A 21,942-nucleotide genomic window follows, 5' to 3' on the forward strand; every position below is an offset into this window, starting at 1 on the left:
GGTTCTCCCTTTCGCAGCCTCTCCGGACTCGATTAAAGGTGATACTAGTTAGGTAGGATCGTCACTCGGACGACCGAAGTGTCAGTAGAGGATGTCTCGCATCGCTCTCTAGGTGATACTCTACCGTTTTATTAGAAAAACGTCAAGACTCTAATTCAAGTTTTTTCAATTGACCGATTTCAAATGTCATCTCTTCTGGGAGCGGTGCTTCAAAGCGCATCCACTCACCTGTGCGTGGATGTTCGAAACCGAGAACCGCAGCATGCAAGGCTTGACCGTTCATTTTCATCGTCTTACGTGGACCATATTTCGGGTCACCCGCAAGCGGGAAACCGATATAACGCATATGGACACGGATTTGGTGCGTCCGTCCTGTTTCAAGTTTACATTCAACGACCGTAAAGCCTTCGTACCGATCGAGAACACGGAAATGGGTTACGGCAGACTTTGAATTCTTATCCGTTACCGTCATCCGTTGACGGTCGTTCTTATCGCGTCCGATTGGGGCTTCGATCGTTCCGAGTTCGTGCGGAATTTCACCGTGCACGAGCGCGATGTAGAGACGTTCCGTCGTCTTCTCTTTTAATTGATGCGCGAGTGATTCATGCGCTAAGTCGTTCTTAGCAACCATCAACAGACCAGACGTATCCTTATCGATCCGGTGAACGATTCCTGGACGTTTGACGCCATTGATGCCTGAGAGATCTTGACAGTGGTGTAATAAGGCGTTAACGAGCGTTCCTGAGACATGACCTGCCGCCGGGTGGACGACCATCCCTTTTGGTTTGTTGACGACGATGACGTCCGAGTCCTCATACACGACTTCAAGTGGGATGTCTTCCGGTAAGATCTCGAGCTCCACCGTTTCCGGGATATGAACGACAATCGATTCCGTTCCCGATAATTTATAGTTCGGTTTGACGACACGACCGTCGACTTCGACACGTCCCGCTTTCAACCATTCCTGTACTTGCGAACGCGACCAATCGTTTTGTTCTGCGAGCCATTTATCAATGCGCCCTGTCGCTCCATCCGCTTGTACGGACCATGTTTCTACTTCATTCATTTATCCATCGTTCCTTTCTTAGTCAACCGTTCTTCAAACATGACGCTGATCAGCATCGTGATGACACCAAACGTCAAACAGACGTCTGCGACATTAAAGATTGGAAAATTATAGCCGAACGGGAAGAAGTGGAAGAAATCAACGACTTCTCCTCGTGCCATTCGATCAATGAAATTTCCGATCGCACCACTGAGCAATAACGCGATGCTCCAAGCAAATACCTTATTTTTCGTGCCTTCCTTGTAGAGGAAGTAAATCAATCCAATGACGACGACGACTGTAACGATGAAGAAAAAGCCGAATTTACCTTCGAGCATTCCCCACGCAGCGCCCCGATTCCGATACGAGTTGAGATAAAAGAAATCCGGAATGACCGTGATCGCTTGACCGATCGTCATGTTTTGAACGACGATCCATTTCGTCAACTGGTCGATTCCAACGAGTAAAGCAGCAATCCCTAAGTAAAGCCACATCCTATTGTCCTCCGCATCCAAAAATAATGAGGGACGTCCTGCGAAGTCGCAGTCGCCCCTCCCTTTGTATCATTATAAAGAATTGACGACTTCAGTACAACGTGGGCAAAGCGTCGGATGAGCCGGATCTTGTCCGAGTTCCGTCGAATATGTCCAACAACGTTCACATTTTTCACCGTCAGCTTTTTGAACCGTGATGCCGGTCGTCTCATACATCTTATCCGCTGTTTCCACGAATTCGAGTTGTGAGACTTGGAGTAACTGCTCAAGATGATCGATTGTTCCGAGCAAGGCTTTTGTTTCTTCCTTCGGCGCAAGCAAGAGTTTCGCTTCAAGTGTCTTACCGACGAGTTTCTCAACGCGTGCTTCCTCGAGTGCTTTTAAGACATCATCGCGGAACGTCAGGAACGCGTTCCATTTCTCGATGAGGGCAAGTCCTTCTTCTGAGACTTCGACCGTTTCCGGAAGGTCTGTCAGGAAGATACTCTTCGTCTCAACAGCTGGTACGAATTCCCATGCTTCGTCTGCTGTGTGTGGCAGGACAGGTGCCATCAATTGCAACAAGGCGACGACTGTATCATACATGACCGTCTGAACCGCACGACGCGATGTCGCGTCTGCTTTTTCGATATACAGGATATCTTTCGTGTAATCGAGGTAGAAGGATGACAAATCAAGGACACAGAAGTTGTGGAGCAATTGATAGACCGACATGAAGTCGTACGCATCATATGCCGCTTTTACTTTTCCAACAAGTTGGTCCAATTTCGTCCGCATGAAACGATCTGACTCTGGTAAGTCTTCGAATGCGACACGATGCGCCGCAGGATCAAATTGATCCAAGTTTCCGAGAAGGAAACGAACCGTGTTGCGAATTTTCCGGTATGACTCTGAGACTTGTTTGAAGTTATCCATCGATGCCCGGACATCAGCTTGATAATCGACAGATGCGACCCACAAGCGAAGGATCTCAGCTCCGAATTGTTGCATTACTTGGATTGGTGCAATCGTGTTACCGATCGATTTCGACATCTTGCGACCTTGACCATCCAGAACGAATCCGTGACTGACGACCGCTTTGTATGGTGCTTTTCCTGTCGTTGCGACGGCTGTCGATAGCGACGAGTTGAACCAACCACGGTATTGGTCAGATCCTTCAAGATAGAGATCCGCTGGACGTGTCAATTCAGGACGTGTCGCAAGGACACCGGCATGTGATGAACCAGAATCGAACCAGACATCCATGATGTCCGTTTCTTTTTTGAAGATACCGTTCGGGCTTGCTGGATGTGTGAATCCTTCAGGAAGCAAGTCGACTGCTTCGCGCTCATACCAGACATTTGATCCGTGAGCTGCAAATAAATTCGCGATATGATCAATCGTTTCTGGTGTGACGATTTCCGTTCCATCTTCAGCATAGAAGATTGGAAGTGGAACGCCCCAAGCACGTTGACGTGAGATGACCCAGTCGCCGCGGTCTTTGAACATATTGTGGAGACGTGTTTCGCCCCACTCTGGTACCCACTGGACGCCTTTGATTTCATCAAGGATTTCCGCACGGAAGTCTTTGATTGAAGCGAACCACTGTGGCGTTGCCCGGAAGATGACCGGTTTTTTCGTCCGCCAGTCGTGTGGATACGAGTGTTTGATGAACGACAGTTTTAAGAGAGCGCCTGCTTCTTCGAGTGCGAGACCGATTTCTTTGTTCGCATCCTCATAGAACATGCCTTCGAATCCAGGCGCTTCTGCTGTCATGACCCCTTTATCGTCGACTGGACAAAGAACGTCAAGACCGTACGCTTGACCGATACGGAAGTCATCTTCCCCGTGACCTGGAGCCGTATGCACGACACCTGTCGCTTCCGCTGTAACGTGATCGCCAAGCATGACGAGTGATTCACGGTCGTACAATGGATGTTTTGCTTTCATGTATTCGAAGTCCGCACCATTAAAGATACGTCCGACTGTTGCATCTTCCCATCCAAGTGCTTCGATGACTTCAGGAACGAGTGTTTCCGCTACGATATAGCCTTTTCCTTGATACTCGATCCGCGCATATGTCAGTTCCGCACTGACAGAGATTCCGAGGTTCGCTGGAATCGTCCATGGTGTCGTCGTCCAGATGACGAAATGATCCGTCGGCTCTAAGATGTTTTTCCCGTCCATGACTTGGAACGCGACATAGATAGCAGCTGACCGTTTATCTTGATATTCGATTTCTGCTTCAGCGAGTGCTGATTCAGAAGACGGTGACCAATAGACCGGTTTCTTCCCTTTGTAGATATAGCCTTTGTTCGCCATATCCCCGAACAAACGAATTTGAGCTGCTTCAAATTCTGGTTGCAGGGTGATGTATGGGTTGTCATAGTCACCGAGAACGCCGAGGCGTTTGAATTGTTCGCGTTGGTGATCAACTTGTTCGAGCGCATATTTTGCACATAATTCACGGAATTCTGCGACCGTCATCGATTTACGATCAACACCGGCTTTTTGAAGTGCAGTTTCGATCGGTAATCCATGTGTGTCCCAACCAGGCACGTACGGAGACTGGAAGCCATTCATCGATTTGTAGCGGACGATGATGTCTTTTAAGACTTTGTTTAATCCGTGACCCATGTGGATGTCACCATTCGCGTACGGAGGACCATCGTGAAGGATGAACGTTGGCTTTCCAGCGTTCTTTTCCTGGACCGCAGCGTAGAGATTCATCTCTTCCCATCGTGCTTGCATATCTGGTTCACGTTTTGGCAAGTTGCCTCGCATTAAAAACTCTGTTTTCATCATCAATAAGGTTTCTTTGTAATCCATCTGACTATCTCTCACCTTTCGCATTAAAAGTACAAAAAAAGCCAAGCTCATCCCTGAGATAGGGACGAGCTTGGCTGAACTCGCGGTACCACCCTACTAATCCCGCTCGCCAGTTTGACGACGCAGGACCGCTTAAGAACTCGATAACGGGAGTGAGCCGGCATGACTTACTGTTCGGCGAACGTTCAGTCATGCACTCCAAGGGGATACCCCATCTTTTTCGTTGCTCGGGCTTCCACCATTCCCCCGATTCGCTGTCAACCGTCCAAGATGCGACGTGTCCTTGTCATTGATTTTATTTATACGACATCGTCGTCATTATACGCAACTGCTGGAACATCGTCAAGCGCTCCACGAGAAGAGAAATCAAACGCATCCCAGTCATGGCTCGTCAATAATTCCATCTGCGCATCGATCAATACTTTGAATCGATTACGATAGAGTTCGATTTTTTTGCGCATTTGCTCTACTTCGAAGTCCGTCCGTTGTGCCCGGCGTTGCGCCGCATCTTGCAACTGCTCTGCTTCACGTTCTGCTTGCTTTAGGATCAAGCTCGCTTCTTTTGAAGCATTGGCTTTGACTTCTTCAGCCGCTTCCTGTGCGACGATGATCGATTTATTCAATGTTTCTTCCATCGAACTGAAGTAATCGACACGTGCTTGCATGTTTTGGATGACTTCTTGTTGTTGACGATTCTCACGTAACAACAATTCAAAATCCTTGATGACTTGATCTAGGAATTCGTTCACTTCATCTTCGTCATAGCCGCGAAACTTTCGTGTGAACTCCTTATTATGAATATCGAGTGGCGTTAATGGCATGATGAATTCCTCCTCCGCATTTATCTTATCCTTTTAAAATACCGTATTGTAGCTTGATCCGGTCACGTTTCGTTGATCCAAGGATTGCAATCAACTTGACGCGTCCTGTTCCACGCAAGGAAAGCAAGTCGCCTTCTTCTAGCATGAAGCTCGAATCATCCACTACTTTATAATTGACCTTACTTTCACCTTGTTTGATGAGCGTCTGTGCTTTTTGACGTGAGAAACCGAGAATTTCACTCACGACCGTATCGAACCGAAGTGAACTGACGAACCCAAGTGTCTCTTCCCACTCTTGATCCTTCACTTTCAAACGGTCTTCCGCCTCAACACGCGAAAGACGAATCTTCGTCTTCCCTGCACGTTCGACGTTTGCTTCGATATAGGTCGCGACTTCGTCCGCGACGGCAAACTGTACTTGATCCTGAATGATGACGTCGCCGAATTTTGCTCGTTTCAATCCGACGTTCAATAATGTACCGGTGACTTGACGATGAGAAAGTTCAACGAATTTAGTAGGATAATGAATGCGATAGATGGAAATGTCAAAGTCATCCGCGTTGTATTCATAATAATCTGGTGCGAGGATTGCCCGTTTACGTTCAGCGCCTTCGAAACCGCCCTCAAAAAAGAGGGCGCATTTCGAGCCGACGAGTTCTTGTGTGATTTGTTGTTCACGTGGATCTAAAAAATCCGTTAATTTGAACGTATAGGTCGCTTCCACGTGATCGATCCAGTTCAAGACTGAATCGACGAATTCCCGCTCGCTTCCACGATAATGATCGTATACGCTCATACTAAAAAGATTGCTCGGATACCCGATTGAGCCAAGTTCAAGACGAGGAAGGCTACAATCGGCGAGATATCCAGCATGCCCCCGATAGGCGGGATGATACGACGGAAGGGCGCTAGGAATGGCTCGACTAACATCGCGAGCACTTGTCCGAATTTAGAATCACGGGCATTCGGGAACCACGAAAGCAGGATATAAACGATCATGACGTAACTGTAATACTGTAATAACGTGCTCAATGTACGACCAATTGCGTACATCACTTGAGAATCCATACTTACCACCCCTTATGATTAATATCATCTTCTCCAAGAAGATTCGAGATGCTACCAGCTAACTCGACGTTGTTCGGAACACAGAGGAGGGTATTCTGACTGATCGTCGTAATCGTTCCATCGAGAGCGAAGACGACACCAGATAAGAAATTGATCATCTGTCGTGATTGATCTTTTGACATACGTTGCATGTTGACGATGACAGCACGGTTCTGACGAAGATGTTCCCCGATTTCCTGGGCTTCGTTGAAGACACGTGGTTCACTCAAGATGACTTGCGATTTCGTTTTTTTCGTCGCATGAAGCGGCACGATATTCGATTGTCTCACGCTGTCCTCCTTTTGAGTAACACTTGGGGTAGATTCCTCGTAATACTCTTCATACTCTTGTTGTGAAGCACCTCTACCTTTATTTATTGTAGCATCATTTTCATATTCAAGTTCATCTAAATCGTCGCTGTTGCCGAGAAATAGATTTTGCATTTTTGATTTAAAACCCATATCCATTCTCCCTTCTTCTCGTTTAGGTGTGAACGAGCGTCGTCCCGATTCGGACGAACGTCGCCCCTTCTTCGATGGCGATCTCAAAATCAGACGACATTCCCATAGATAACTCCGTACATGGAGCATACGACAATTTTTTCGCCTTGACCTCTTCTTGCAATGTTTTTAATGACCGGAATACCTCACGGATACGCGTCGTATCTTCCGTTAACGGTGCCATCGTCATCAGTCCGATGACACGAATCGCTGGATACTGACCGATTTCATGTAAGAACGAAGGCAAGTCCTCAGGCGCGATTCCTTGCTTCGATTCTTCTCCAGAAACGTTGACTTGAATGAAACAATCAATGATTCGGTCCGTTCGTTTATTGATCTCTTCCGCCAAATGAAGACGGTCAAGGGAATGCAGCACGTCAATGGCATCGATGATCTGACGAACTTTACGCGTTTGTAGCGTACCGATGAAGTGCCATGTACAGGCGGTTCGTCCGAGCTCTGCCTGTTTTTCGAGCAATCCGTCCGGGCGATTTTCACCGAGATGGGTCACACCTGCTGCTAATAATTCAGAAGCAACTTGACTTGAGACTGATTTCGTCACGCCAATCAACTGTACCTGCTTTTCAGAAGAACTCTTTTCACTTGCTTGTTCCATTCGTTTCGTAACCTCTTGTACATTATCAAGAATTGACATCCAATGACTCCTTTACGATCAAACTTGCAAAGCGACCACCATGATCGCCGTGGCGATAAGAGAAGTAATCTTCCGCCTGACAGTGTGTACATAGACCTGTGTCAAGGACATCACCGACTCCACAACGCTCCGCTAGCGCAGCGTTCGTTTTTTGTAGCGATAACATCGCTTTTCCATCTTCCTTGCGTATGTAAGGAGACTCATCGAGTTCAAGCGCATCGATTGCATCGATGACGGGTTGATCGACTTCGTAACAACAATCACGGATCGATGGACCGATGACCATTTGAATCGATGAACGACTCGCACCCGCACGTTCCATTTGCTTGACTGTTTCCTCGACGATATTGCCGACAGTTCCGCGCCAGCCGGCGTGCGTATTCGCGATGATTCCTGTCGTCGGGTCACAGAAGACAAGCGGCACACAGTCAGCGAACAGCATCATCAATAAGACATTCGAATCGGTCGTCACCAATCCATCTGTACCCGGAATCGCTGTTTCGTAATCCAAAGCACCACGCCCAGAGTCAAGTGTCGTCACCTGTTCAACGTGATTTCCGTGAACTTGCTGTGCCCAAATCGAGTTCTCGAGGGAGAGATCAAGCTGACGTGCGATGACTTGTCGGTTCTGGATGACACCGTCGCGATCATCGTTGACATGTAATCCTAAATTTCCGTTCTCATGAGGGGCTGCGAACTTCGTCGTAAAGGCGGCACGTACGGTACCCGTCGGTGTATCCCATTTGATCCATTGTCCAAACATGTTCATGCCTCCTTTGATTTTAAAAAAAGAGGCGCCGCTTTCGCGACACCTCATCGTTTAGCAGTCGTGTCACTGGAACATCGATCAACGATTATTCCGGCGAAGGAATGATGGGATGTCCATCGTTTCTTCGACATCTGGCGCTTTAGCCGGTTCAGGATTCGAGCTGACAGGTGTCTCTTCGACTTGTGGTTTAGACTCCTCAGTTGGTGGTGGAGTCGCTTGTTTTTTCTTCAAGAGGTTTTTCATCATCTCTTGTGCCGATGGAATTTCGAAATCGAGTGGTTCGTTTTCGAATTCCGTCGCGATGACTGTGACGATGATTTCATCTTCTAGGTTATCGTTGATAACAGAACCGAAGATCAAGTTGACTTCCTCATCGGCTGCACTCTGAACGATTTGTGCGGCTTCCGTCACTTCGTACAAGCTGAGGTTCGCACTACCCGTGATGTTCATCAGGACACCTTTTGCGCCTTCGATCGATGTCTCAAGCAACGGACTCGAAATCGCTTTTTTCGCTGCTTCCGTCGCACGGTGTTCGCCTGTCGCGACACCTACACCCATCAAAGCAGAACCTTTTTCCGTCATGATCGTCTTCACATCGGCGAAGTCAAGGTTGATCAGACCAGGTACGGCGATCAAGTCAGTGATACCTTGTACACCTTGACGCAAGACGTTATCCGCTTCTTTAAACGCTTCAAGCATTGGTGTGTTCCGATCAACGATTTCAAGTAACTTGTCGTTCGGAATGACGATTAACGTATCGACTTTTTCTTTAAAGTTCTGGACACCTGAAACAGCATGTTGCATCCGTTTACGTCCTTCGAACATGAATGGTTTTGTGACGACACCGACTGTCAATGCGCCGATCTCTTTTGAAATCTCCGCGATGACAGGAGCAGCTCCTGTACCCGTTCCGCCACCCATTCCCGCTGTGACGAAGACCATGTCAGCACCAGAAAGGATTTCTGTTAATTGCTCACGGCTCTCTTCCGCCGCTTTTTTACCGATTTCCGGATTGGCACCCGCACCGAGACCGCGTGTCAATTTAGCACCGAGTTGTAGTTTTACGTCAGCTTGTGACATGTTCAATGCCTGCGCATCCGTGTTTACTGCGATGAATTCTACGCCTTGGACACCGTGTTCAATCATTCGGTTGACGGCGTTCGAACCGCCACCACCTACACCGATGACCTTGATTTTTGCTACTTGGTCCATCATTTCATCAAAATGCAACATAAAAAGGGCCCCCTAATATTTTTTACTCATTGGATTTTTTGTAGGCATTAACCAAAGAATTTCTCAAAGAAACTGCTGAATGACTTTTTCTCTTTTGGAGGCTGTTCACGTGTCGACCGTTCTTCTCGAACAGGTGTCGCTTGTTCGTTCATGAGCGGTGCATCCTGTTCACGTCCGTGTGCTACGACTTCCTTCTCTTCTGCGCGGTCGAAACCTGATTTCGATACGGCGCTTCGTGAAAGTACATAACGTAACATACCAGCTGCGACGGCATACTTCGGATGACGAATACCAAGACTAGCAGGTTGATAGACATTGACGCTCTGCTTGAAGATTCGTTTTCCAAGCTGGTCGATTCCCGGCAATGAAGAACTTCCGCCACACAAGATTAAACCGCTGTTCATATGAGCGTATCCGGCTTGCGTCATTCGTTTTTGAATCATCTCGAAGATTTCCTCAAGTCGCGCTTCTAACACGAAACCGATTTCTGATTGTGGTTCGAAACGATGTTCCCCGTTGATCGTGACGTAGGAAACTTTCTCTTCCGGATCACCGAGTGCTTCAAGTGCAACACCGTACTCTTCTTTTGCGAGCTTCGCATCTTGATATTTACAATTCATCTTATACGTCAAATCACGTGTCAGATGATCGCCACCGTATGGCAACGTCGTCGAGTAGACGAGGTCATTCTTTTCATAGATGGAAAGTGTCGTCGTCTCATGTCCGATGTCGATGATTCCGACACCGAGTTCGAGTTCATCAATCGATGCTGCGATTCTAGATACCGCTAAACTCTCCAGCACATATCCAGCAAGCTCTAAACCAGCCCGTTCAATGGAACGTTTAATGCTATGTAGGATCGTCTTTGCTCCGATGATGAGCTTCCCTGTTACTTCGAGACGATAACCAATCATTCCTCTAGGATCAGTGATCTCCGTTTGCTGATCGACCGTAAACGTCTTCGGCAGGACATCGACGACACTGAGTTCGTTTGGAATTCGCATGACCATCGCAGAATGCAGAACATCTTTCACGTCATCATCCGTGATTTCATTGTCCTCACCTTTGATTGATGTCATCCCCTGGCAATCCTTCACTTGAATGTGTTCGCCAGAGATAGCAACATATACTTCACCAATTGGTTCACCAAGTGTACGTTCCACTTCCGTGACCGCTTGTTTAATGGCATGTACCGTTTGATCGATGTCAACGATGACACCTCGTTTAACACCCGCGGATGGTGCAGAACCTTCAGCAAGAACGTTCAGCGTTCCACCAAGTAGTTCACCGACGATGAGTTTCACCTCCGATGTCCCTATGTCGAGTGCGGCAATCGTACCTTTCGTTTCCATGGGAGTGACACCTCCACTTTCATAATACTAATCCTTTTTATTCCTAATTATATTCTAGGAACAGGACAGGCTTCTTCTCGTTTAAGTCTACACTATATAAATACTTACGAAAAGAAGTTATTGCCCGTCTTAGCGTTCGAATAGATTACGATTTGATGACGATTCGAACAACGGTCGACGAATGAAAACACACGTTTGTTTTTTTGTTCGTCAACCCTTTACGAATCTTCTATTTTTTCCCTTTATATGGCTTGAAATAGATGCCGCCATCAATTGTAATCGTCCCTGTCTTTCCTTTCGGTAAGGCAGAAATGACCTTCACGTATTCATTCAAGGAATTTGAAAAGGCAGACGTACTGAGTAATACCGTATTCCCGTCCGTCATGAATAACTTCAGACCACCTTTGTCCGTCTTATCGTTTGCGACGATTTCTGAGATCCGGCTCCGTACTTTCGGCTCGATTTTAACAAGTTCCTTCGTCAATCGATTTAATGACTGATCCGTGAATCCCGTCAAGATCGGAGCATCGAATAGTTCTTCCTTCGACTTCCCAGGAATGATCGTTCCGTCCGCAAGCACGATCCGGTCTCCCGGTTTATCCTTCGCGTAAGCAATCTCTTTCTCTTCCGTCACCGTCACGCGATATTGATGCAAAAACTGTTTTTGCATCGTTGCTTCTTGAATACCCGGAACCTTTTCGATTCGCTCAAGAACATCTTCCTCCGATACGTTAAAGGCGTGTGTTTCCTTCACCTTAATCCCGGACGCTTGCAAGATATCAGCAGACTTCACATTGACGTTACCATCGATATCAAATCGAGCAACCCGAGAATAACTCGACTGTAGATAAAAGACGACACCGACCAATAGACCAATCAGAATCAGGACATAAATGAGTCTTCGGTTGGCTTTTTTGCGACGTTGTTCACGGATATAAGGTATCTTATCCTCGAGACTACGGACATTCTCGTCCTCTTGTGGTCGTCCGACCGCTCTCCGTTCCCTCACGTCTCATTCCCCCTCTATACGTAACAGTTCATTTCCCTATCGGTCTTTTCCTGCAATAGTTTAGTTTTTTTGTCCTGTCAATCGTAACAATTCATCAACTAAGTCCCGTGAAGCATTCGGCATACCGAGCGCAAGCGCCGCTTCAGACATCATTTGTTGTTGTGCCAACGCTTTTTCACATGCCTCAAACAATCGATCACCTGTCAGTTCCTGTTCACGAATCAATAGACTCGCACCTGTCTCGACGAGCGATGAGGCATTGACCTCTTGGTGATTTTCCGTCACGTAAGGACTCGGGATGAGCACGCTCGGTAAGCCGAGTGTCGTCAGTTCGGCAAGCGTACTTGCTCCTGAACGCGAAATAACAAGTTGACTAGCTTTTAAGATATTCGGTAAATCATATACGAATGGGCGAAGTTGAATGCGTTCTGGTACAGAACCAACGCGTGACACGATCGTATCGTAATGAATTTGACCCGTAACGAAGAGGAGCGACCATCCTGCTTGCTCGACCTTTGGCATCATATCGACGACTGCTTCGTTGATTGCAGGTGCGCCACGACTCCCGCCATAGATGACGATGAGAGGACGTCCTTCTTCAAAACCGAAACGTTGTCGCTCTTCAAGCGGATTGATGTTAAGCTCTGCCACTTCAGAAGCACGCGGATTTCCGATTAAAACCGTCTTCGCTTCATTCTTACCGAAGTGATGTCCAGACCCTTTAAACGAGAGTGCAACCCGATCCACATACCGAGCTAAAAATTTATTCGTGATACCAGGTAAACTGTTTTGTTCATGAACGAGTGTCTTGAACCCCATTTTTGCAGCCGTATACAATACCGGTCCACAAACGAATCCACCTGTACCGACGACGATATCCGGTTGGAACTGACGCAGTAGTCGACGAACACGCCGGACGCTCTTGACGAACCGGATACCGGTCTTGACGTTTTCGAACGACAAGGAACGACGAATGCCAGAAATCTCAATCGATTCAAATGGAATTCCCGCGCGACGGACGATATCCGCCTCGAGACCATTTTCTGTTCCGATATAGAGGACCTCACACGGCATGCGTTGTTCAAGCTCCCGAATCATAGCGAGTGCCGGATAAATGTGACCGCCTGTACCGCCTCCAGAGACGACGATTTTCATACTGTTGTTCCTCCTACTTCATGTACGGCACGAACGAAATGATCGCCGCGCTCTTCATATGTCTTGTATTGATCCCAACTTGCAGATGCTGGTGACAGAAGAATGATGTCGCCGGGTTGTGACACTTCAAACGCGACTTTCACCGCTTCATCCATCGCCTCAACAACGGTCGACACATAGCCATTTTCTGACGCAAGCGTTCCGAACCGATGACCTGTCTCACCAAGCCCGATGACATGTTTGACGTGTTTCATTGAATCGAGTAACGGTGTCAAATCCGCTCCACGCTCGAGTCCGCCACATAACCAGATGATGGGTGCCGTAAATCCGGACAACGCCGCTTCTGTTGCAACATTATTCGTCGCTTTTGAGTCGTTGTAAACTTTTCGACCAGCAATTTCACCGACGAACTGTGTCCGGTGTTCTACACCACCAAACGTCCGTAGGACATGTTGAACGTCAGGTAATGCTAAGTTAAACGGTTCGACGAGTGTTAAGGCTGCGAGAACGTTCTCGACATTATGCCCACCACCGAGAGCCAGTTCACTAACAGGTAAGATACTCGTCCCATTGATTGTCAACGTATCGTTCAGGACTTCTGCATACGCCGATTGACGACGAGAGAACAAGAACGGCGTTACTTCAGCAGTCTTTCCGAGCACATTGACGGACGTATCATCGGCATTCAAGACAAGACGATCCGTTTCTTTCATGTTCTTAAAGATCCGGGCTTTCGCTTCGCCATACGATTCAAAATCACCATGATAATCCAGATGTGCCGGTGATAAGTTCAAAAACGCTGCCGTGTATGGTCGGAACTGCTCGATCCCCATCAATTGAAAACTTGATAATTCAATGACGATGATATCGTCCTGTTTCGCCTGACATGCGATTTCAATTGCCGGGAATCCAATGTTTCCTGCCAAATGTACACGCCGCGTACCGGTTTTCAACAACTCATGGACAAGCGTCGTCGTCGTCGTTTTCCCGTTCGATCCTGTAATGGCAATCCACGTCGCATCGGTTGCTTGATACGCCAGTTCTACCTCTGTCCAAACCGGAATGTCGCGTCGCAAGGCTTCTTGTAGCAGATCGATGTGATACGGAATCCCTGGATTCTTGACGATCAAATCGATGTCGTCGAGTAGTGTGAGCGGGTGCTCACCGTAGACCGTCTTAACATCGAGTGATGCAAGCGTCGCTTGATCACTCTCGGACGGCGTTTTCCCGTCATTGACCGTTACCTCTGCACCAATACTCGCTAAATACCGAGCTGCTGCGATTCCACTTTTCGCCGTTCCGAGAACGAGCACTTTTTGATCATTCCATTGTCGTTGTTCCATTGTTGAATCGCTCACTTTCTCTCTTCTTTTTTATTACACGAATAGATAGGCGATGAATGCCATCAAACAGCTGATTCCTGCGAATGTACCGACGATCCGCCATTCGCTCCAACCGACCATTTCGAAGTGGTGGTGAATCGGGCTCATTTTGAAAATTCGTTTTCCTGTCGTCTTAAAGGAGATGACTTGTAGAATGACGGATAATGTCTCGACAACGAAAACGATACCGATTAAGACGAGTAGTAATTCCAGTTTTAAGACAATCGATAGACCTGCTAGTGCAGCACCGAGTGCAAGTGAACCTGTATCTCCCATGAAGATCTTCGCCGGGTGCGCATTGAATAACAAAAATCCGATCAATGCACCAACTGCTGAGAAAGCAAAACAAGCAGCGCCTACTTCATCTGCAATAAACCAACTGTATAATCCGAAGAACAAGAATGTTGGAATCGCTGTGAATGATACGAGACCGTCCAATCCATCCGTCAAGTTGACTGCATTTGAGAAGCCGACTAACCAGAACAAGGCAACAAACGGATAGACGATACCGAAATCAAGCTCAAAATCTGTAAATGGAATCGATAGATACGTCGCATCACTCGTGAATCCACCGCTCAACCAGACGAATAACAATCCGACGACGATTTGTCCAATTAATTTTTGTTTCGAATTCAGACCAAGATTACGTTTCTTGACGACTTTGATGTAATCATCAATGAAGCCGATGACGCCATACGCAAGTGTTAAAAACAGTAACGATAATTGTGTCGTCGATAGATCGCCCATGACGACTGCACCAAGAACGCTGACGATCATCGCGACAAGGATGACGATTCCACCCATCGTCGGTGTTCCTGATTTGACCTGATGCCATTGTGGTCCTTCTTCCCGAATTTCTTGACCGAACTTCAATTGGTGTAGAAATGGAATCGCCTTTGGCATGACGAGTAGCACAACGAGAAATGCAAGAATAAGACTGATGAATAATGTGATCATAGCAGACACCCTTTTTTCAAAAATTAGTTTTCGTTCAGATAGGTTAATATCCTTTCAAGCGCCATCCCACGTGACGCTTTCAATAAGACGATTGTTCGTTCTCCGAGCAGCGGACGCAATCGTTTCGCAGCATCCTCGACGGTTGCCGCGAATTGGATTTGAACAGACGGGTCGCTGATTCCTTCAGCAATCCACGCGCCTTTCTCCCCTACTAGGATAGCATGCGAGACGGGTAACGCAATCCGCTTTCCGACCGAGGCATGTAATAAGCGTTCTTGGTCCCCTAATTCATACATATCGCCGAGGACGAGAACGCGTGTCGTATACCCTTCCAGCGCAGTGACCGTTTCAATCGCTGCATTCATTGATGTCGGACTCGCGTTATACGCATCATTGATGACCGCAGTCTCTTCAAAGAGTAATCGTTCCATCCGCATCGGTGTCAATTCAACCGCATCGAACCCCTCTTGAATCCGAGCGTCCGTCACGCCAAGTGCACGTGCTGTCGCAATCGCGTATGCTGCATTTCGGACTTGGTGTTTTCCTAACACTGGCAGATGAAAAGCGGTGCCATCGTAAGTAAAGGCCGTCCCAAAGAACGTTGCTTCCTTCGTTTCGATCCGGTACGTATTTCCGATCTGATAGCCGATCTTCTCCGCTTCGACTTCTGCGAGAAGTGGTTCGTCACCATCAACGAATAAATGACCACCTGGCTTGAGTCCGGATTGAATCTCAAGCTTCGCTTTGGCGATGCCACTGCGTCCACCGACTTGCTCCGCATGCGATTCGCCGATGTTCGTGACGAGCGCGATATCTGGCTCAGCTAGATTCGATAAGAATTCAATATCGCCAAATCCGTTCATTCCCATCTCAAGCACAGCGACTTCCGTATCAGCTGGCATCATGAGAATCGTTAATGGCATTCCGATATCCGAATTGAAGTTTCCTTGAGTCTTATGTGTCTTGAACGTCGTCTTGAGTACGCTCTCGACCATGTCCTTCGTCGATGTCTTCCCGTTTGATCCAGTGATGGCGACGATTTTAGGCGCAATCTGCATTAAGTATCGTTTTGCGATTTGTTGCAGGGCAACCAATGGTTCATCGACTTCTAAAAAGACGATATCGACGTCTGGCCGATCAATGCCTTTCTTCCATAAGGTGATGATCGCTCCTTGATTTTTTGCACCTTCAAGGAATCGATGACCATCAACGCGTGCTCCCTGAATCGGAACATAGAGACCGTCTTCCAGTTGTGCGCGTGAATCTGTTGCAAAGTGACGAACGATACGATCATCTTTGACATCGAGATGCAACCATTCAGCGAGTTGCGTAATTGTTAACATGATATATACCTCCATTCGATGACAGCAAAAGAGGACGAATGCAAAAGTCAACGAATGACTCCTGTTCGTCCTCGTCTTCCTGTAGAAATCAGGAAACTTGCTCTACCGTTACTCTTTAGGTTCAGCTAGTTCGACCGTCAACTTTCCATTTTCCTTCACTAGTGTACCAGTTCGAGCCGATTGTTTGGTTACAAAACCTTTACCGATGACGTCGAGCTTCAAATCATATAAGCTGACAAGCTTTTTGACGTCTCGTTGCGACCAACCGGTCAAATCCGGCATCTTAAACGTATTTGATGTTTTCAGCAAGACACGTTCTCCGCTGACGAATTCCTGTCCACGGGATGGAATCTGCGAAACGACTTCAGCACCATCGCCTAGGATGATCGCAACTGCCTCTTGTTCTTTTGCTAGGTCAGTCGCTTGTCGAGCACTCTTCTTGATATAACTTGGCGTGATCTTCGCTTTGACATCCACTGAATCCTTTTGCGTTTCCGGTTGGATGCTACGATACTGTAGTGCCGTATTCATGACACTTTTGAACACAGGACTCATGATGAGCGGACCAGAGACGGATGATTCGTTTTTCGATGGACGATCGACCGCGATGTACATGATCAATTCCGGATCATCTTTTGGGGCCATACCGATGAACGAGTGAATGAATTGTCCTTGAATATACTTTCCATTCTCAGAAATCTGAGCCGTTCCGGTCTTCCCAATGACCCGGTAATCTTTCAACTTATACATTTGACCTGTACCAAGCTTACTGTTGACGACACCGTCGAGTGCTTCGCGTGTTGCTTTTGCCGCTTCAGCAGAAATCGGTTTACCGACGACTTCTGTTTTCGCTCGGTATGGTGCCTTATCCGTATGATCCGCTTTTTGGATGATATGCGGTTTGACCATCTCGCCGTCTCCAGCGATTGCTGTCGCTCCTTGAAGCAATTGCATCGGCGTGACCGCAGTCGATTGCCCCCATGAGGTGATGAGCGCATTCAACGGTTTAGACAAGTCAGATTGACTATTTACTTCTCCCGAGATGTCTATACCCGTTCGTTGGTCAAAATGAAACTTCTTAAAGTAATCTTTATACCGTTCAATCCCAAGTTTTTCTGCTGTCAACTTCGAGAACATGACGTTTGAGGAGTGATAGACCCCTTCAATCATCGGGATGGTTCCCCAACCGACATCGTTATAATCCTTGATGACCGTTCCTTTGTAGTTATAACTACCCGATTTATACATCTCATTCGGACGGAACACTCCCGCATCAATCGCTGCTGCGAGCGTAAAGATTTTCATCGTCGAACCTGGCTCGAATCGTGACGAGACGGCAAAATTCGTGAAATCTTTCATATCACGCAAATTCGGGTTGAACGATGGGCGATCCGCCATGGCGAGGATTTCACCAGTCTTCGCATCCATGACAATACCTGTCGCATTTTTCGGTTTGTACGTGTTGTACATTTTTTGCATCTCTTTTTCAAGCGACTGTTGGATTCGATGATCAATCGTCAAATAGAGATTCGATCCATCCTTCGGTTCGTTCGAGACACGTGACGCACCTTGAATCAACGGATTACCGCTACGATCCTTTTCAAAGACACGGGCTCCGTAAGATTCACTTAAAGCATTATCATACTGCTTCTCGATTCCCATCTGACCTTGTAAAGCGACCCGACCATTTTCCTCGGTGATCTTTTGAACGAACCCTAGTGTATCAGACAAGAAGATGCCGTTCGGATAGTATCGTTTCGGCTCTTCAATCATCCGGATTCCAGGAAGCTTCAGATTGTCGATTTTCTCTTTTTGATCAAGCGTCAAATCATTTCCTTTTTTTCCGAACTCAATTTGAGAACGGTCTTTGTTCTCAATCAGATAGGTCTCCAGTTCCTTCGTCGTCATCCCAAGAATCGGCGCAAGACCCTCAGCCGTCTTTTTAAAATCGACGATCGTCTCATCTGGATCTTTGACACCACCCAGTCGATAAACGCCAATCAGATGATAGGATGGAACGTTGATCGCAATCGGGGAACCGAGACGGTCGAAAATCTCGCCACGTTCTGCTCCAAGCGTTTCTTGAGACTCCCATCGTTTCTTTTCCGCGTATGCAATCATATCTTCACCATGGAACTGTTTTGTCGTTGCTAAATACAAAAATCGGCCAATGAACACAAAAAAGAGAGTAGCAAATATCACCATGATAAAGGCTACTCTCCAACGGGATTTTTTCAGTGGATTCATTTAGGAATCACCTTGATGTTCCCTTTACGCATATCAAGACCCTGTTCTTTTGCAATCTTATAAATCCGTTCCGGAGAGCTTAAGTTCGTGACCTCTAGTTGTAAACGTTCGTTTTCTTTTTTGAGTGATTGTGTGACTTGGTTCTCTTTCGCTAAATCACGGCTCACATTATACGCTTGGTTATGCGTACTGATCGTCAAACTCCCAAATAACACAAGACCACCAATCATCGCGCTGTATAAGAATTTTTCAAAGGGATACAAGCGATACTTCGGACGGACAGCGACGCGACGCGCGATATCTTCCGTCTTTCGTGGTTCCTGAACAGGTTGTTGACGAACGGGTTGAACCGTTTGGACCGATTTACGAAGTGGTTCTGCCATTGGAATGCTCCTCTCAAGTTTCTTTCATTTTTTCAGCAACTCGTAATTTTGCCGATCGGGCGCGACGGTTATCATCGAGCTCTTCAACACCAGCCGTAATCGGCTTGCGTGTGACGAGTCGGAGTTCCGGCTCCATTTCGACGGGAATCATCGGTAACCCCGGTGGCAGCTCGGGCAGTGATGATTTTTCTTTAATTGCTTGTTTACACATGCGATCTTCAAGTGAATGGAACGTAATGACACATAGACGTCCACCGACCCGTAATAAATCAATGGCTTGGTGTACTGCACGGTCAAAGACATTCAGTTCATCATTGACGGCGATCCGGATTGCTTGGAATGTCCGTTTCGCAGGGTGACCACCTTTACGTCGTGCTGGTGCCGGAATCGCATCCTTGATCAATTCGACGAGTTCGAACGTCGTCTCAATCGGTCGCTCTTCCCGCGCTTTTTCGATTTTGCGCGCAATCTGTTTCGAGAATTTCTCTTCCCCGTATGTAAAGAAGATACGTACGAGATCATTGTACGACCACTCATTGACGACTTCGTAAGCAGAAAGTGGAGAAGATTGATCCATGCGCATGTCGAGACGTGCGTCGTGATTGTAACTAAATCCCCGTTCCCCTTCGTCTAATTGTGGTGAAGAGACACCGAGATCGAATAAGATGCCGTCCACTTTCTCGACGCCATGTGCTGCTAATTGCTCTTTCAGATAAGCAAAATTACTCTTTATTAAAGTAAAGCGACCTTCATACGCCGCGAGACGTTCTACTGCATGAGCGAGGGCGACATCATCTTGATCAAATGCGTATAGATGACCTGTCGTCAATTGCTTGACGATCTCTTCGCTGTGTCCTGCTCCACCTAATGTACAATCGACGTAAATACCGTCGGGTTTAATCGCGAGTCCTTCGATCGACTCCCATTTCAATACTGTTTCATGCTCAAACATGTCCTGCCTCACCTTTCACTGTCCTTGAAGGACGTTACTCTTTTTCAATGTATCACATTCTCTCGTGAAAACGTTACGAAAATGAGACAGTTTCCTTGATTTATTTAACTTTTGTGTAATTTTCGCTAAAAAAACGAAAAAACCTGCTAGTTTCAGCAGGTTTAGAGGAAAATCTTCAGTTGATCACTCGTATTCGCTTCATAGGCTGTTCTTAAGTCCCGCACAAAATCAAGACCATGGTGATTTAACCACGGTAGGACAGAATGAATCCGCTCTTGTGGCGCTCCATCAGGAAGGAGATGGTAAGCCGTCTCTTTATATTGCCGTGTTTGTCGATCGAACTGACGTCGATCTTCTGCCAGTAGACTAGCAACTGCTTGATCGAGCTGTTTCTTGACCTTCTCACTCTTACTCGATGTCCGCAGTAGATCCTGTTCGAGCGAGAGGAATTCAGAGACAAAACTGTCTTTTAACATTGCTGCCGTCTGCATACGTCCTGTCATTTTCTCTTCTGAATAGAGCGGAATCGGAACGCCTGACCGGACGATTTCTTCGAGCGACACCTCGAGTTTAGCAAGACGTTTTTCATCGCTACGACGCACGAGTAACCCACCCATGCGGGGAATCAATAACGGCATCGTCCAATTCAGATGATGAAAGAGCGGTCGTAAGCGTGTCCAGTATGCTAACTCCCCCGGACCCCCGATATAGGCAAGCGTCGGGAACAGATAATCCTGCATCAATGGACGGGTGACGACACTGTTGGAGAAACGTTCCGGACTGGCGTACAGCAACGCGATCAGTTCAAGCTCCGTATATTGCTTTCCTTGTTTCGTCTCGAATCCGTCTGCTGTCGGATACAGCAACTGACGACCGTGATCATCGACGAAAAGATGCGCCGCTTCCTCGTTCAAGAATGTATCCGGTAACTCTTGCGTCTGTGAAATACCATCCGTCAATGCTCGTCTAAATTCCGCATTGTCTTGAATCAACCGTTCAAAGAACGGAATCTCGAGTTCACGGACAGAATGTGTATCCGCATCAAAGAAGACGACATCAAAATCGATCAATTCACCAATCAATTCTGAGAAAAACATCCCATACGATGTACACTCTTCAACGAGTTTCTTCAGGCGCGCAACTAATTGTTTCGTATGCACCGTTTCTGGCATTGCTCGGAATGCCTCTTCGATGATTTCAAGAAGTGCTACTTGATCAAAAGAGAGTCGACTGACCGAGCGGGCAATCGATTCTGAAGGTGTGACAGCGACTTTACGCGTTTGATAATCCGCTGTCGGAACGTAAACATGGTTAATCTCATCAAAATCGTGATCTTCGGTCGCGAGCCAAAAAATCGGAACGACAGGTCGCCCAAGTGTCGTCTCCGCCTGCTGCGCGACCTTCAGACAGGTCAACAATTTATAGATTGCATATAATGGTCCGCCGAAGATACCTGTTTGTTGTCCTGTAATGACAACTTGAGCTTCACCCGTACGAAGCTTCGCGACACGTTCCCGCAAACGCTCCGTCATGTTCGGATTTTGGCGTTCAAGTTCGTCAGTCAGTGCCGCAAGATGCGGATAGTGACGTTCTTCAAGCAAACGGCTCCTCGACGCTAAACCACTCTCTCCAAGGTGGTCGACATATGTTAAGAATTCTTCTCGTGAAGCACGATGCATCAACGAGTTATCATCGTATAAGGCTTCAAATGGTTGTACCTTCAAACAAAA

Annotated in this window: 20 protein-coding genes; all 20 read right to left on the minus strand. The window is 47.1% G+C overall.

The window, feature by feature from the left end; all coding sequences use genetic code 11:
- Positions 1–142 precede the first annotated feature (142 nt).
- Positions 143–1,066 carry an RluA family pseudouridine synthase gene (locus K7G97_RS10970; RefSeq protein ID WP_223040585.1) on the minus strand — a complete coding sequence of 308 codons (924 nt, stop codon included), beginning with the start codon at positions 1,064–1,066 and terminating at the stop codon, positions 143–145.
- Positions 1,063–1,539, minus strand: a complete 477-nt coding sequence (gene lspA, locus K7G97_RS10975) for a signal peptidase II (protein ID WP_023468792.1) — start codon at positions 1,537–1,539, stop codon at positions 1,063–1,065. Before lspA ends, K7G97_RS10970 begins: the two co-directional genes overlap by 4 nt.
- A 72-nt stretch (positions 1,540–1,611) precedes the next feature.
- Positions 1,612–4,347: an isoleucine--tRNA ligase gene (gene ileS, locus K7G97_RS10980; protein ID WP_223040586.1), complete on the minus strand. Its 2,736-nt coding sequence runs from the start codon at positions 4,345–4,347 to the stop codon at positions 1,612–1,614.
- Between the two features lie 299 nt (positions 4,348–4,646).
- Positions 4,647–5,168, minus strand: coding sequence for a DivIVA domain-containing protein (locus tag K7G97_RS10985; RefSeq protein ID WP_023468794.1), 522 nt, complete (start codon positions 5,166–5,168; stop codon positions 4,647–4,649).
- A gap of 25 nt (positions 5,169–5,193) precedes the next feature.
- Positions 5,194–5,964 carry a YlmH family RNA-binding protein gene (locus K7G97_RS10990; protein WP_029342133.1) on the minus strand — a complete coding sequence of 257 codons (771 nt, stop codon included), beginning with the start codon at positions 5,962–5,964 and terminating at the stop codon, positions 5,194–5,196.
- Positions 5,961–6,236 (minus strand): YggT family protein, encoded by a 276-nt coding sequence (locus K7G97_RS10995; RefSeq protein ID WP_023468796.1) that lies wholly within the window; start codon positions 6,234–6,236, stop codon positions 5,961–5,963. Before K7G97_RS10995 ends, K7G97_RS10990 begins: the two co-directional genes overlap by 4 nt.
- Positions 6,237–6,238: 2 nt before the next feature.
- A complete protein-coding gene (locus tag K7G97_RS11000) occupies positions 6,239–6,565 on the minus strand; it encodes a cell division protein SepF (RefSeq protein WP_231496839.1) in 327 nt (108 codons plus the stop codon).
- 193 nt (positions 6,566–6,758) lie between these two features.
- The gene (locus K7G97_RS11005; protein ID WP_223040587.1) at positions 6,759–7,430 is read right to left on the minus strand and encodes a YggS family pyridoxal phosphate-dependent enzyme; all 672 of its coding nucleotides are present in this window, start codon (positions 7,428–7,430) and stop codon (positions 6,759–6,761) included.
- Entirely contained in the window at positions 7,417–8,193 is a 777-nt protein-coding gene (gene pgeF / locus K7G97_RS11010) for a peptidoglycan editing factor PgeF (protein ID WP_047393727.1), read from the minus strand. The genes K7G97_RS11005 and pgeF overlap by 14 nt, the downstream gene beginning before the upstream one ends.
- Positions 8,194–8,277: 84 nt before the next feature.
- Positions 8,278–9,432 (minus strand): cell division protein FtsZ, encoded by a 1,155-nt coding sequence (gene ftsZ / locus K7G97_RS11015; protein WP_029342137.1) that lies wholly within the window; start codon positions 9,430–9,432, stop codon positions 8,278–8,280.
- 47 nt (positions 9,433–9,479) lie between these two features.
- Positions 9,480–10,784 carry a cell division protein FtsA gene (gene ftsA, locus K7G97_RS11020; protein ID WP_223040588.1) on the minus strand — a complete coding sequence of 435 codons (1,305 nt, stop codon included), beginning with the start codon at positions 10,782–10,784 and terminating at the stop codon, positions 9,480–9,482.
- A 229-nt stretch (positions 10,785–11,013) separates the two neighbouring features.
- On the minus strand, positions 11,014–11,793 hold the full coding sequence (locus K7G97_RS11025; RefSeq protein ID WP_149427626.1) for a cell division protein FtsQ/DivIB: 780 nt from the start codon (positions 11,791–11,793) through the stop codon (positions 11,014–11,016).
- Positions 11,794–11,853: 60 nt separating this feature from the next.
- A complete protein-coding gene (murG, locus tag K7G97_RS11030) occupies positions 11,854–12,948 on the minus strand; it encodes an undecaprenyldiphospho-muramoylpentapeptide beta-N-acetylglucosaminyltransferase (RefSeq protein WP_223040589.1) in 1,095 nt (364 codons plus the stop codon).
- The gene (gene murD / locus K7G97_RS11035) at positions 12,945–14,291 is read right to left on the minus strand and encodes a UDP-N-acetylmuramoyl-L-alanine--D-glutamate ligase (protein WP_223040590.1); all 1,347 of its coding nucleotides are present in this window, start codon (positions 14,289–14,291) and stop codon (positions 12,945–12,947) included. Before murD ends, murG begins: the two co-directional genes overlap by 4 nt.
- Before the next feature lie 33 nt (positions 14,292–14,324).
- Complete coding sequence (mraY, locus tag K7G97_RS11040) at positions 14,325–15,287, minus strand: phospho-N-acetylmuramoyl-pentapeptide-transferase (RefSeq protein ID WP_050677532.1); 963 nt, start codon at positions 15,285–15,287, stop codon at positions 14,325–14,327.
- Positions 15,288–15,310: 23 nt separating this feature from the next.
- A complete protein-coding gene (locus K7G97_RS11045; RefSeq protein ID WP_262415740.1) occupies positions 15,311–16,630 on the minus strand; it encodes a UDP-N-acetylmuramoyl-tripeptide--D-alanyl-D-alanine ligase in 1,320 nt (439 codons plus the stop codon).
- 108 nt (positions 16,631–16,738) lie between these two features.
- On the minus strand, positions 16,739–18,808 hold the full coding sequence (locus K7G97_RS11050; RefSeq protein ID WP_262415741.1) for a penicillin-binding protein: 2,070 nt from the start codon (positions 18,806–18,808) through the stop codon (positions 16,739–16,741).
- Positions 18,809–18,873: 65 nt separating this feature from the next.
- Positions 18,874–19,260, minus strand: a complete 387-nt coding sequence (ftsL, locus tag K7G97_RS11055; RefSeq protein WP_223040591.1) for a cell division protein FtsL — start codon at positions 19,258–19,260, stop codon at positions 18,874–18,876.
- Positions 19,261–19,273: 13 nt separating this feature from the next.
- Entirely contained in the window at positions 19,274–20,212 is a 939-nt protein-coding gene (rsmH, locus tag K7G97_RS11060; RefSeq protein WP_223040592.1) for a 16S rRNA (cytosine(1402)-N(4))-methyltransferase RsmH, read from the minus strand.
- A 161-nt stretch (positions 20,213–20,373) separates the two neighbouring features.
- Positions 20,374–21,936: a bacillithiol biosynthesis cysteine-adding enzyme BshC gene (bshC, locus tag K7G97_RS11065; protein WP_223040593.1), complete on the minus strand. Its 1,563-nt coding sequence runs from the start codon at positions 21,934–21,936 to the stop codon at positions 20,374–20,376.
- Positions 21,937–21,942 lie beyond the last annotated feature (6 nt).

It is taken from the genome of Exiguobacterium acetylicum, assembly GCF_019890935.1.
GTDB lineage: Bacteria > Bacillota > Bacilli > Exiguobacteriales > Exiguobacteriaceae > Exiguobacterium_A > Exiguobacterium_A abrahamii.